Raw genomic sequence first — 12,404 nt, 5'->3', positions numbered from 1 at the left:
GAAACCATGGGGTTTGAACCTGTCGAAGGAACCGCGATGAAAACCCGCCGCGTCTACAGCACGGCCGACATGGCCCAGGCCCGCCGCGCCCTGACCGCCGCCCGCGAGGCGGGCGTACCCGACGAAGACCTGTCGCTGGTCGCCCGGCACGACATCGAGCTGGAGGCCATTCCCGAGGACCGCAAGGACGACCACAGCGATTTCATGCCCGCCGCCGTCCGCGGCGTGGCCCAGGGGGGCGCCACCGGCCTGTTGGCGGGCCTCGTTGCCATGGCCATTCCTCCGCTCGGCATCACCATCGCCGGCGCTCTTGGCGTCGCTGCGGCCGGTGCCGCCGTGGGCGCCTGGTCGAGTGCCCTCATGGGCGCCGCCGTGCCCGACCCGGTGCGGCGCAAGTTCGAAGGCGAGATCGAAGCCGGCCGGATCCTCGTGGTGGTGGATGTAGAAGACGACGATGCGGATCGTGCCGGGGCAGCCATTGTGGCCGTCGGGGCCACGCCGCTTCCGTTCGACAAGCCGACGGCGCTGTCGTGAGGTTGCTTCCTCCTACAATTCGATGATGCCGCGACGCAGGGCGATGGCGACCGCGTGGGTGCGATCGTTGGCCTGCAGTTTCGCCAGGATGCTTTTCATGTGCGCCTTCACCGTTTCCTCGGCGATGCCCAGGGCGCCTGCCACGTCGCGATTGGCCTCGCCGCGCGCTACATGGGTCAGCACCTGCGTCTCGCGCGGCGTGAGTTCATCGTCGTCGGCGTGGCCGGCCATCTCCTGGGCGATCTCTTCGGGTATGCGCTTCTTGCCTTCCATGATCTGGTGGATCGTGGCCAGCATGTCCTTGCGCAGCTCGCTTTTCAGGAGATAACCCTGTGCTCCCGCGCGAAAGGCACGCAGGGCCTGGACATCGCCCCGGTAGGTGGTAAGCACCAGAATCCTCGCCTCGGGAAACTCGGAGCGTATGGCCTCGATCGCGGCAATGCCCCCCATGCCCGGCATTTGCAGGTCCATGAGAGTAAGGTCGGGCAGGCGCTCGCGATAGCGTTCGATGGCTTCCTCGCCGGTGCTCGCTTCGCCCACCAGTTCGAGACCTTCGTACCCCTCGATCACCGCGGCAATGCCTTCTCTCAGCAAGGGGTGGTCGTCGACGGTCAGGATTCGGATGGGCGGCATGATCACTGCGCGTGAAACTCGGAATGGGAAGTATCGCGCAAACCTTGGGCGGCCGCCTTGTACACACTATCCACCTGACCCCTGCGAGCATCGCGACCATGGCGACGAAACGCGTTCGAAACCACGAGGCTGCCGGGCACATCCGCACCGGCATGGGCGGCTGGGTATTCCCGCCATGGCGCGGCGTTTTCTATCCGGAAGGGCTGGTACAGAAGCGCGAGCTGGAATACGCGAGCCGGCAGGTCGGTGCCATCGAGATCAACGGCACGTATTACCGCGCGCCCGACGCGTCCACGTACGAGAAATGGGCGGCACAGACCCCGGAAGGCTTCGTCTTCTCGGTGAAGGCACCCCGCCTCATCGTGCAGGCGCGATCGCTGGCCGGCACCGGGCCGCGCGTGCACAGCTTCCTCGACGGCGCGGTGGCGTTGGGCGACCGCCTGGGCCCTCTGCTGTGGCAATTCATGCCCACGCGCAAGTTCGATCCGGACGACGCGGCGGCCTTCCTCGACCTGTTGCCCGAGAAACATGGCGGCATGGCCCTGCGCCACGCGGTGGAAGTACGGCACGAGAGTTTCATGGACGAGCGATGGCTGGAACTTGCCAGGGCGCGCGGCGTGGCGACGGTATTCACCGATTCGCCAAAATACCCCTCCCTCGCCGACCTCACCGGACCTTTCGTCTATGCCCGCCTGATGCGCAGCGAGTCCGACGAGGCCACTGGCTATCCGGCTTCCCAGCTGAAGACATGGGCGGCGCGCGCCCATACCTGGGCGGAAGGCGGCGATCCCGCCGACCTGCCGCACACCGGCGGCGTGTCCCGGGACGGCGAAGCGAAGGACGTCTTCATCTATTTCATCTCCGCGGCGAAGGAACGAAACCCCGCCGCCGCGGTCGCACTCGCCAAGCTGGTTGGCAGCGCATAATCCCAAGTTCCCCACGATCGGAAGCTCCATGGAACGTCTCATCGAGAACTACCTCATCGACCTTTTCGCCGACAACAACGTGGCCCTCGAACCCGATGAGGGCTGGCTGCTGACAGAGGGCGAAGACTTTCCGGCCATCCGCGGCATCTGGCACGCGGGGAAGGACGGCGGCATGGGCCGTCTGGACATCGATGTGGTGCTCGACGAGGAACGCACCATCGAGGAAAGCTTCGGTGGCATCGGCGCAGGCAAGGAAGGGTGTCGCGATGCCCTGGACAGTTTCGCGCGTAACGACTTCCACGTGGTGCTCGCCGCGTGCTGGCATGTCGTGAACGGCCGCAAGCTCGTGGTGCGCGAACTGACGGCCGGCGGGCGCCCGTTCACCGCATACATCGGCGACTTCACGCTGCGCGGCGAGAAGGACGCACCGATGGAAATCCCCGAGGATGGCCTTTCCGCACTCGAGGCAGCCATCGCCACGGCACCGCTCACCGCCGACGTGCACTGGATTCGTGTGTTCTACGGCAACGTGGGCAACGGCACGACGCAGATCGAGGTGCTCCTGGACAACGAGCCGTGGGCCGCGGGGCACAAGGCCATCGCGTCGGTGGAGTGGCCGCAGCACGAGCGCTACTACAGCTTGCGCAATTTCATTGCGCTGGTGCCGGCGGACTGAACAGCGACGATAACTGTGGGAGCCGCTTCAGCGGCGATCCCGCGGCAGCGGACACGCCGCGGTGAGCACCCATCGCCGCTGAAGCGGCTCCCACACAAAGCGCAGCGTGATGCCTCTTACGTGACTTTTGCCCAATCCTCGGGCTTCATGATCGCGAACAGCCCTTCGCGCTGTGTGCGTCGACCGAGCCGAAGCACCTCCGCGTCGCGGGAAAACAGCACTGCCGCGCCCGACGCGGCCGCGAGTTCCAGGAACTTCTGGTCGTCGCGATCGCGGCAGCGCGGGGGTTTCGCCGCGGGCTCGGTAGCCGGCAACACGGCCACCAGCGCATCGAACCGCGCGCTCGCTTCCGCGCGCCGCACATCGTCCAGCTTCAACAGCGGGTAGCCCAGCACCTTCAGCCATTCGTCGCGGCAGTCCGCGCGCGTCACCGCCTGCACCTCGCCCGAGGCCATCGCCGCCACCAGCGCCGCGGTGCGCGGGTCGGAGAAAACGAAGGCGTCGAGGCAGACGTTGGTGTCGAGAACCACCCGCATCGTGTCAGGCAGCCAGCTTCGCGTGCTGTTCGGCGACGAGGGTATAGGAGCGCTTGCGTGCTTCGTGATCGAAGACCTGCGCAGTTATGATGAGTTCGTCGGCGACCGTGCGTTCGATGAAGGCGGCCAGACCTTCGCGCACCGTATCCGCCGAACCGACCACGGCGCACGAGAGCGCATGGTCCACCTGCGCCTTCTCCATCGGCGTCCATACGCCGTCCATCGAGTTCACGGGCGGCGGCAACTGGCCGGGGGCGCCACGCCGCAGGTTCCAGAAGGCCTGCTGCTGCGAGGTGAAAAGGCGTCGCGCCTCTTCGTCGGTGTCGGCGGCGACCACGTTGATGCCGAGCATCGCATACGGCTTCGCAAGCACGTCCGACGGCCGGAACATCGTGCGGTAGACCTCGAGCGCCTTCATCATGAGATCGGGCGCGAAGTGGGAGGCAAAGGCGAACGGCAGGCCCAGTTCCGCCGCGAGCCGCGCACTGAAAAGGCTGGAGCCAAGCAGCCAGAGGGGCACGTTGGTGTCCATGCCGGGCACCGCGCGAACCGTCTGACCGGGTTGTTGGGGTCCCAGGTAGAGTTGCAGTTCCTGCACGTCGTCGGGGAAGCGGTCGTCGCTGGGCCCAAGGTCGCGCCGGAGCGCGCGCGCGGTGGCGTAGTCGGTACCCGGGGCGCGGCCCAGGCCCAGGTCGATGCGGCCCGGGTACAGCGAAGCCAGCGTGCCAAACTGCTCGGCGATCACCAGCGGGGCGTGGTTGGGCAACATGATGCCGCCGGAGCCCACGCGGATCGTCTTCGTGGCTTCCGCGATGTAACCGATCACGACGGCCGTGGCCGCGCTGGCGATACCCGTCATGTTGTGGTGCTCGGCCAGCCAGTAGCGGTGGAAGCCCAGCGCCTCGGTATGCATGGCCAGATCGCGCGAATTGCGCAGGGCGTCGCCGGGCGTGGCGCCGCGTACGACGGGGGACAGGTCGAGCACCGAGAATGGAATCATCCGGAAGCACCTTCGATGGGGGTGGCGGAAAACCGCCGATCCGTCCCACATGGGATCGGTGCGTGGAGGAAACAATGCGTTCCGGCGAACGATGCTCCACGGACGAACGAGAGGAGGAAAATACACCCATCCACTCATCCAGTCCGGTAACTCCGGGGGAGCAACACATGATCGACGTCCGCCGTTTCGAGAGCCTGGGCGGTGCCAACCACGGTTGGCTCGATGCCAAGCACCACTTTTCGTTTGCCTCCTACCACGACCCGAAGCGCATGGGCTGGGGCGCGCTGCGCGTCTGGAACGACGACACCATCGCCGCCGGTACCGGCTTCCCGCCGCACCCGCACTCGGACATGGAGATCATCACCTACGTTCGCGAAGGCGCGATCACCCACGAGGACAGCCTGGGCAACAAGGGCCGCACCGAGGCGGGCGACGTGCAGGTGATGAGCGCCGGTACCGGCATCCGTCACGCCGAGTACAACGCCGAGCCGGAAGCGACGCGGATCTTCCAGATCTGGATCATTCCGGACGGCGAACGCAAGGCACCGTCGTGGGGCACCCGCCCGTTTCCGAAGGGCGAGCGTTCCGGCCGTTTCGTGACCCTCGCCAGCGGCATCGCCGGCGACGACGACGCCCTGCCGATCCGTACCGATGCACGCGTGCTCGGCGCCAGCGTGAAGGCCGGTGAGACCGTGGAATACACGCTCGCCCCGGGTCGCTACGCGTACATGGTGCCGGCCGCGGGTTCGGTCGAAGTGAACGGCATCGCGCTCGGCAAGGGCGACGGTGCGGCGATCCGCGACGAAACGACGCTGCGCGTCACCGCCGCTACCGACGCCGAACTGGTGCTGGTCGACACCGCCGCCTGATGGCGCGGCGGTAAGCCGGGGGTATGCTGTGGGTCATGACGACCCACGGCACTCCCCTCGACAATCCCATCCTCGACACCGACAGCTACAAGGCCAGTCATTGGCTGCAGTACCCGCCCGGCACCGATGCCACGTTCTTCTACGTGGAATCGCGTGGCGGCACCTACGAAAGCACCGTGTTCTTCGGCCTGCAGGCAATCCTGAAGTCGCGCCTCGGCCAGCCCGTCACCCACGCGCACGTGGACGAGGCGCGCGACTTCTTCGCGGCACATGGCGAGCCGTTCAACGAAGAGGGCTGGCGGCACATCGTCGAAGCCCACGGCGGACGCCTGCCCGTGCGCATCCGTGCCGTTCCCGAGGGAAGCGTGGTGCCCACGCACCAGGCGCTGGTGACCATCGAATCGACCGATCCCGCGGCCTACTGGCTTCCTTCCTATCTGGAAACGCTCCTGCTCCGGCTCTGGTACCCCGTGACGGTATCCAGCATCAGCTGGCAGGCGCGACGCACGATACTCCACTATCTCGAGCGCTCGTCCGACGACCCCGCCGGGCAGATCCCGTTCAAGCTGCACGACTTCGGTGCGCGTGGTGTGTCCAGCGCGGAGTCGGCCGGCCTCGGCGGCATGGCCCACCTGGTGAACTTCCTGGGCACCGATACGGTGTCGGGCGTGCTTGCCGCCCGCGCCTATTACGGCGAGCCGATGGCAGGCTTCTCCATACCCGCGGCCGAGCACAGCACCATCACCAGCTGGGGCAGGGAGCACGAGGTGGATGCCTACCGCAACATGCTGAAGCGGTTCGCCCGACCGGGTTCTCTGGTCGCGGTGGTATCGGACAGTTACGACATCTTCCACGCCATTTCCGAGCACTGGGGCAAGACGCTTCGCGACGAAGTCATCGCGTCCGGCGCCACGGTGGTGGTTCGCCCGGATTCCGGCGATCCCGTGGAGGTGGTGCACCGTTGCGTGAGCCTGCTCAACGACGCCTTCGGCAGTACGGTGAACGGCAAGGGCTACCGCGTGCTCAACCATGTGCGGGTGATCCAGGGCGACGGGGTCAACCCGGAAAGCATCCGCGCCATCCTCGAGCGCATCACCTGCGCCGGCTACTCGGCAGACAACCTCGCGTTCGGCATGGGCGGCGCGTTACTTCAGAAACTCACGCGAGACACGCAGAAGTTCGCGCTGAAATGCTCCGCGGCACGCATCGACGGGCATTGGCGCGACGTCTGGAAGGACCCGGTGACGGATCAGGGCAAGCTGTCCAAGCGGGGCCGCATGACCTTGCTGCGCCACCGCGAGTACGGCAGCTACCGCACCGTGCCTCTCCCCGACGACGCCGTGTCGCTGCCGGCCGAAGCGATCGACCCGGGCTGGGAAGAAGCGATGGTCACGGTGTGGGAAAACGGCGAGCTGATACGCGACTGGACGTTCGCGGAAGTGAGAGAACGGGCGGCGGCAGGACGCTGACGCATCGCCTTGATTCCTTGATGCTGTAGGAGCCGCTATAGCGGCGAGGAAACCTCGCGACACACTCGCAAGATTTCCCTCGCCGCTATAGCGGCTCCTACAGAAGTTCTCAGGGCGACGGGGCCTTGCGCTTCATCAAGCCATGCGTGAACAGGTACGCCGCCGTCTGGTAGTACGTGATGGCGTCCTTCGAATCCACCGGGTCCGGATGATCCACCGGCGTGGCATCGCCGGTGCTGCGTTCGGGCACCATCTGTTTCACCGGCATGCGTGGCACCAGCGACGTGAGGCGGTCGCCGTGGAGGTAACCCAGCTCCTGGTACGTGCTCAGGAACGCGCGCTCGCGACCCGGCTCGAGCCGGAACAGGTCGTAACCATAGAAGCGCGAGGTATAGCTGAAACCGAGCATGCCCAGCAGCGTCGGCGGGATATCGATCTGGCTCATCAGGCGATCCACGCGCCCGGGCTGCACGTGCTTCGGCGAATAGATGAAGAGCGGGATGTGGTAGCGGTCTACCGGAAGGCTCGTCTTGCCCGCGCTGGTGGCGCAGTGATCGGCGGTGATTACGAAGATCGTGTCGTCGAACCACGGCTTCGTGGACGCGCGCTTCAGGAAATCCGCGATCGCCCAGTCGGTGTATTGCACGGCGGCACGGCGCGAGCCCTGGGGCAGCTTGACGCGTCCCTCCGGGAACGTGAAAGGCCGGTGGTTCGAGGTGGTCATCACGTGGCCGAAGTACGGCTTGCCCTTCGCATAAGCGGCATCCATTCGCTTCATGACCAGCGTGAACAAGTCTTCATCGGCCACACCCCACACGTTCTCCGCATGGATGTCCTTGTCGGCAATGGCGTTGCGGTCGACCGCCGTGTAGCCGTTGCTTGCGAAGAAGTGATTCATGTTGTCGAAGTAACCGTAGCCTCCGTAGAGGAACTCGGACTCGTAACCCTTCGCGTTGAACACGTCGGCGAGCGACCAGAGGTTCTCGTTGTTCGGACGCTTCACGATCGATTCGCCGGGCGTCGGCGGTACCGACAGGGCCAACGCTTCCAGGCCGCGCACGGTGCGCGTGCCGTTTGCGTAAAGCTCGGTGAAGAACAGGCTCTTCGCCGCCAGTGCGTCGAGGTTCGGCATCAGATGTTTGTGCTTGCTGACGTCGAGCCCTTCCACGTAGTCGCCGGACAGGCTCTCGACACTGATCAGCACCACATTGAGCTTTTTCTCGGGGCGGTCTGCCACGATGTTGCGCGTGATGTCCTGCGGGTCGTTGCTGGTGAACGTGGCGTCGGGCGTCTTCAGCAGGCCGCGCAGGTTCGCGAACGCCTGGTCGTCGGGCAGGGTGGGGTAGTACTTCGCGTAGTCGAGTTCGTTCTCGCGGAAGGCAGCGAAAAACTGGTAGATGCCGTTACCGGCCAGTTCGTTCACGTAGTTGTTGCTTGAACGGTCTTTCATCGCACCGGTGACGGCGAAGCTTACCGCCACGGTAAGCACGAGCCAGCCCCCGACCACGGCGGTGCGTCCCAGGAAGCGCGAGCCCTCGTCGCGCGGCGCCAGCACGCGACGGCTCAGCACCATGACGACAAAGGCGGCGGCCAGCAGCAGCGCCGTCCACGTGGCGATCGGGTAGGACTCGCGGATGTTGCCCACCACCTCATGCGTATAGACCAGGTAGTCCACGGCGATGAAGTTGAAGCGCGCGCTGAACTCCCCCCAGAACACGAGTTCCGCTGCGCCGAGGTAGAGCACCGCGAACGCCAGCACGGCGCACAGCGCGAACACGCCACGGTGGCCCCAGCGCGAAAGGTACGCCCGGCGGGGCAGCAGCCACAGCACCAGCACCAGTGGCCAGGCGAAATAGATGAAGGTGACCACGTCGTAGCCGAATCCGACCGCGAACAGGTACAGCCACGAGCCGATATCGGCGGGCACCTCATGGCGCGTCTTGATCAGCAGGATCAGACGGACGAGAAAGGCGACGCCGACGAAGACGGCGCCGAACCAGAGCAGGGGCCTGAAGCGCTGACGGAGGGTGCGCGGGGCCGGATAGGCGGAAGACATGGAACCTCGCTGGCGGACCGGCGCAGAAAGGAGCGCGGCAGGTTCGCAGGGTATGAAGAACCGCTTACACTGGGCTTTCCTTTTGCTTAGCTCAACCTTTCGTCCGGCAGGGCACGCTCTGGCGGGGGAAATTTGTCGCCTGCCGCACGCGTGCGTGCTGTGGCAACCTACACGACCTTACGATTGATCGGAGCCACGGCGCACGTGGAGCACGAAAACCTGACGGAGCTCCCGTCGACCGACCCATCCAGCCCGCGGCAAGCCCTGTACGCGACCCTGCTCCGGCGGGTCGGCGGGCCCCTGCTTTCCGTGCTGCTGCTCGGCCTCGCCCTATGGGCCCTGCATGCCATGGCCAGCGAGGTCACGTATCGACAAATTGCCGGATATGTCCACTCGCTGCCCCGCGCCGACATCGTCCTGGCCGTGGTGCTCACGGCCGCCGGCTTCGCGGTGATGACGCTTTACGACTGGTTCGGGCTGGCCAGCGTCGGCAAGCGCCTGCCCGCACCGCGCGTCGCCTTCATCTCCTTCATCAGCTACGCCTTCTCCAATGCCCTTGGCATGTCGCTGCTGGTGTCGGGCTCCATCCGCTACCGCTTCTACGTCCAGGCCGGATTGACCACGGGCGAGGTGGCGCGCGTGGTGCTCTACACCACCCTGAGCTTCTGGCTCGGGCTGGCCGCACTGACCGGGGCCACGCTGCTGCTGGTGCCCATTCCGCCCGACGTGCCCTTGTCCGGGTTGCGCATTCCGCTGGCGATCCTCCTGCTCCTCGTTCCCCTGGCCTGGTTCGCCATCGCCGTGGCAGTGCGACGTCCGGTGCGGATCTGGCGCTGGTCGGTGAACACGCCGACACCCGCCGTGGCGGCGCGGCAGATCCTGATCGGCGCGTTCGACTGGGGTCTGGCCGCGAGCGTGCTCTACGTGCTCATGCCGGAAGCGATCGCGGGGGGCTTTGGCCATTTCCTGGCGATCTTCGTGCTGGCCCAGATGGCGGGCCTGATCAGCCACGTGCCCGGCGGCCTGGGCGTCTTCGAAGCCGTGATGCTCGCGGGCTTCGGGGCCACCGGCAACCAGGGGCTGGAGGCCCCGATCCTCGGTTCGCTGGCCGCGTTCCGCCTCGTCTACTACCTGCTGCCGCTGGGCGTGGCCACGGTGCTGGTGATCTGGCGCGAGGTGCGCGCCCTGCGCCATGCCGCGCTCATCACCCCGTGGTTCAGCAGCCTGCTGCCGCCCTTCTTCGCCGGGCTGACCCTGGTCAGCGGCGCGGTGCTGCTCTTCTCCGGCGCCACCCTGGCGATCCCCGGCCGCATGGAGATCCTGCGCGGCTTCGTGCCCCTGCCGCTGGTGGAGGTGTCGCACTTCCTTTCCAGCGTGGTCGGCATGCTGCTGCTCATCCTCGCCCGCGGATTGCAGCGGCGGCTCGACGCCGCATACGTACTCACGCTGGTGCTCCTGATCCTCGGCGCGATCTTCTCGCTGCTCAAAGGCATCGATTACGAAGAAGCGACGCTGCTCTCCTTGCTGGCCCTGGCCCTGGCGCCCGCCCACCGTCATTTCTACCGGCGGGCATCGCTGTTCCGGGCCACGTTCTCGCCGGGTTGGGTGCTGGCCATTGCCTCCGTGCTGGCGTGCGCCACCTGGCTGGTGTTCTTCAGCTTCAAGCACGTCGAATACAGCAACAACCTCTGGTGGGAGTTCAGCTTCCACCATGGCGGCGCGCCGCGCGCCCTGCGCGCGCTGGTCGGCGCCACGGCCGTGGTGATGCTGTTCGCGCTGGCCAACCTCATCCGCCCGGCGCGGCCCCGCCGCGCCCTTCCCGGCGAGGCGGAACTGGCACGCGCCATGCCGCTGGTGAAGGGTTTCGATTCCGCCCAGGCCCATCTCGCCCTCGTGGGCGACAAGATGCTGATGTTCGCGCCGGACGACCGTGCCTTCATCATGTACGACGTGGAGGGCCGGAGCTGGGTGGCCATGGGTGATCCGGTAGGCACCGACGAAGACGCGCGCCGGGAACTGGTGTGGGCCTTCCGCGAGAACTGCGAGCGCGCCGGCGGCTGGCCGCTGTTCTACCAGGTGCGCCCGCGCGATCTGGACCTCTACCTGGAAGTGGGCATGAACCTGCTCAAGATCGGCGAGGAAGCTCGCGTTCGCCTTGCCGACTTCAACCTCGACGGCAAGTCGAAAAAGACCCTGCGCGGCACGGTCAACAAACTCTCCCGCGAGGGCCTGCGCATGGAGATCGTGCCGATCGAAGGCGTGCCTGCCCTGCTGCCCAAACTTAAAACGATTTCAGACGCCTGGCTGCGCGACAAGAAGGTGCGCGAGAAGCGCTTCTCGCTTGGCCTGTTCGACGAACGCTACCTGGTCCGCACGCCCATGGCGGTGGTGTGGCAAGGCGAGGAACCGGTAGCCTTCGCGAACGTCTTCGTCACCGCGACGAAGGAAGAAGCCTCCGTCGACCTCATGCGCCACCTTCCCGAAGGCCCGTCCGGCATCATGGATTTCCTCTTCATCGAGCTGATGGTCTGGGCGAAAGCCGAAGGCTATCGCTGGTTCAACCTGGGCATGGCCCCGCTGTCGGGCCTGCAGAACCGGCGTACGGCGCCACTGTGGAGCCGGTTCGGCGCCATCGTGTTCGGCCGTGGCGAGCGCTTCTACAACTTCCGCGGCCTGCATCGGTACAAGGAAAAATTCGACCCGGAATGGGAACCGCGTTACATCGCGGTGCCCGGCGGCATCGCCCTGCCGCTGGCGCTGGCGAACGTCGCCAGCCTGATCTCCGGCGGTCTCGGCGGCGTGGTGCGCCGATGAAGCCCTTTGCGAGAAAAATTTTCCGTTCCGTGCTGTTCTCGATCCTGGGACTGCTCGTGCTGGGATTGCTCGCATGGCATCCCTGGACGCACGCGTCGATGGAGAAGTCCACGGTCGAACTGCCTGCCCTCAGGCCGGCGCCCACGGGTGAGGAAGATCTCCTCGTCGTCATCTACTCCGGCGACGGAGGATGGTGGGATCTCGACCAGCGTCTCGGGGCCGTGTTCACCGAACGAGGTATCCCGGTCGCCGGCGTCAGCACGTTCAAGTATTTCTGGCGATACCGTTCGCCTGAAGAATCCGCGCACGACCTCGACGGCCTGCTCGACCGCTACACACGGCAGTGGAACAAGTCGCGGGTATTGCTGATCGGTTATTCGTTCGGCGCCGACGTGCTTCCGACGATCGTGGGCAAGCTGCGACCGGACAACCGGGCGCGGCTCAGCCAGCTCGTGCTTCTGTCGGCGAGCCGCGACGTGAACTTCGAGATCGAGCTCGAGGGCTACATGCAGCAGGGCTGGTGGACCACCCACACGCACAACCTCCTGCAATGGCTGAATCCGGTGGTACACAGCGATGCCATGCCCCCGATCGCCGCGCTGGGCGGCAAACCGCCCATGGCCTGCTATTACGGCGCGGAGGACGCGGACGAAAGCGGCTGCACCGATCCGAAGCTGCCGCCTTTCGTTGAGGTGTTCCGCAAACCCGGTTCTCATCACTTCGATGAGAATTACGAAGGTCTCGCCACCGAACTGATCCAGCGCATGCCCGGAAAGGCCGCGCCGCCCTCCACGCCGCCTTAACCGTTTTCTCGCCGTGACAGATGTGAAGAGCTGTCACGGAACGTTCACCCCCGTGCCACCGAAAATTTCCCTTCCCGCGCCCACTCTG

11 protein-coding genes are annotated in these 12,404 nt (G+C 66.0%); 7 read left to right on the top strand and 4 right to left on the bottom strand.

Going from position 1 to position 12,404, the window contains the following annotated elements:
* Positions 1-36: 36 nt before the first annotated feature.
* Positions 37-534, top strand: a complete 498-nt coding sequence (locus FHS47_RS15520; protein ID WP_167029872.1) for a DUF1269 domain-containing protein — start codon at positions 37-39, stop codon at positions 532-534.
* Positions 535-546: 12 nt separating this feature from the next.
* On the opposite strand, the gene FHS47_RS15515 is transcribed toward FHS47_RS15520, so the two are convergent.
* Positions 547-1,167 (bottom strand): response regulator transcription factor, encoded by a 621-nt coding sequence (locus FHS47_RS15515; RefSeq protein WP_167029868.1) that lies wholly within the window; start codon positions 1,165-1,167, stop codon positions 547-549.
* Positions 1,168-1,265: 98 nt separating this feature from the next.
* On the opposite strand from FHS47_RS15515, the gene FHS47_RS15510 reads away from it, so the two are divergent.
* Together FHS47_RS15510 and FHS47_RS15505 are read left to right on the top strand one after the other, a co-directional pair.
* Entirely contained in the window at positions 1,266-2,093 is an 828-nt protein-coding gene (locus tag FHS47_RS15510) for a DUF72 domain-containing protein (protein ID WP_167029864.1), read from the top strand.
* Positions 2,094-2,121: 28 nt separating this feature from the next.
* Positions 2,122-2,769, top strand: coding sequence for a DUF6348 family protein (locus FHS47_RS15505; RefSeq protein WP_167029861.1), 648 nt, complete (start codon positions 2,122-2,124; stop codon positions 2,767-2,769).
* Between the two features lie 116 nt (positions 2,770-2,885).
* Here the strand turns inward: FHS47_RS15505 and FHS47_RS15500 are convergent, their stop codons facing one another.
* Both FHS47_RS15500 and FHS47_RS15495 read right to left on the bottom strand, forming a co-directional pair.
* On the bottom strand, positions 2,886-3,305 hold the full coding sequence (locus FHS47_RS15500) for a putative toxin-antitoxin system toxin component, PIN family (RefSeq protein ID WP_167029858.1): 420 nt from the start codon (positions 3,303-3,305) through the stop codon (positions 2,886-2,888).
* Between the two features lie 4 nt (positions 3,306-3,309).
* Positions 3,310-4,305 carry an LLM class flavin-dependent oxidoreductase gene (locus FHS47_RS15495; protein WP_167029855.1) on the bottom strand — a complete coding sequence of 332 codons (996 nt, stop codon included), beginning with the start codon at positions 4,303-4,305 and terminating at the stop codon, positions 3,310-3,312.
* Between the two features lie 167 nt (positions 4,306-4,472).
* On the opposite strand from FHS47_RS15495, the gene FHS47_RS15490 reads away from it, so the two are divergent.
* The gene (locus FHS47_RS15490; protein ID WP_167029852.1) at positions 4,473-5,174 is read left to right on the top strand and encodes a pirin family protein; all 702 of its coding nucleotides are present in this window, start codon (positions 4,473-4,475) and stop codon (positions 5,172-5,174) included.
* Between the two features lie 35 nt (positions 5,175-5,209).
* Entirely contained in the window at positions 5,210-6,643 is a 1,434-nt protein-coding gene (locus tag FHS47_RS15485) for a nicotinate phosphoribosyltransferase (protein WP_167029849.1), read from the top strand.
* 109 nt (positions 6,644-6,752) lie between these two features.
* On the opposite strand, the gene FHS47_RS15480 is transcribed toward FHS47_RS15485, so the two are convergent.
* The gene (locus FHS47_RS15480) at positions 6,753-8,699 is read right to left on the bottom strand and encodes an alkaline phosphatase family protein (RefSeq protein WP_167029846.1); all 1,947 of its coding nucleotides are present in this window, start codon (positions 8,697-8,699) and stop codon (positions 6,753-6,755) included.
* A gap of 183 nt (positions 8,700-8,882) precedes the next feature.
* On the opposite strand from FHS47_RS15480, the gene mprF reads away from it, so the two are divergent.
* Both mprF and FHS47_RS15470 read left to right on the top strand, forming a co-directional pair.
* Positions 8,883-11,513 (top strand): bifunctional lysylphosphatidylglycerol flippase/synthetase MprF, encoded by a 2,631-nt coding sequence (mprF, locus tag FHS47_RS15475; RefSeq protein WP_208382053.1) that lies wholly within the window; start codon positions 8,883-8,885, stop codon positions 11,511-11,513.
* Positions 11,514-11,542: 29 nt separating this feature from the next.
* On the top strand, positions 11,543-12,316 hold the full coding sequence (locus FHS47_RS15470) for an AcvB/VirJ family lysyl-phosphatidylglycerol hydrolase (protein ID WP_208382052.1): 774 nt from the start codon (positions 11,543-11,545) through the stop codon (positions 12,314-12,316).
* Positions 12,317-12,404: the final 88 nt, after the last annotated feature.

This window comes from Luteibacter sp. SG786, assembly GCF_011759605.1.
GTDB lineage: Bacteria > Pseudomonadota > Gammaproteobacteria > Xanthomonadales > Rhodanobacteraceae > Luteibacter.
Note: the sequence above shows the minus strand (reverse complement) of the source record. Positions and strands in the feature narration are given on the sequence as shown.

Bases quoted from the DNA above. Each gene is read 5' to 3' on its own strand.
- FHS47_RS15520 (WP_167029872.1), top strand. From the start codon at position 37: ATGAAAACCCGCCGCGTCTACAGCACGGCCGACATGGCCCAGGCCCGC.
- FHS47_RS15515 (WP_167029868.1), bottom strand. From the start codon at position 1,167: ATGCCGCCCATCCGAATCCTGACCGTCGACGACCACCCCTTGCTGAGA.
- FHS47_RS15510 (WP_167029864.1), top strand. From the start codon at position 1,266: ATGGCGACGAAACGCGTTCGAAACCACGAGGCTGCCGGGCACATCCGC.
- FHS47_RS15505 (WP_167029861.1), top strand. From the start codon at position 2,122: ATGGAACGTCTCATCGAGAACTACCTCATCGACCTTTTCGCCGACAAC.
- FHS47_RS15500 (WP_167029858.1), bottom strand. From the start codon at position 3,305: ATGCGGGTGGTTCTCGACACCAACGTCTGCCTCGACGCCTTCGTTTTC.
- FHS47_RS15495 (WP_167029855.1), bottom strand. From the start codon at position 4,305: ATGATTCCATTCTCGGTGCTCGACCTGTCCCCCGTCGTACGCGGCGCC.
- FHS47_RS15490 (WP_167029852.1), top strand. From the start codon at position 4,473: ATGATCGACGTCCGCCGTTTCGAGAGCCTGGGCGGTGCCAACCACGGT.
- FHS47_RS15485 (WP_167029849.1), top strand. From the start codon at position 5,210: ATGACGACCCACGGCACTCCCCTCGACAATCCCATCCTCGACACCGAC.
- FHS47_RS15480 (WP_167029846.1), bottom strand. From the start codon at position 8,699: ATGTCTTCCGCCTATCCGGCCCCGCGCACCCTCCGTCAGCGCTTCAGG.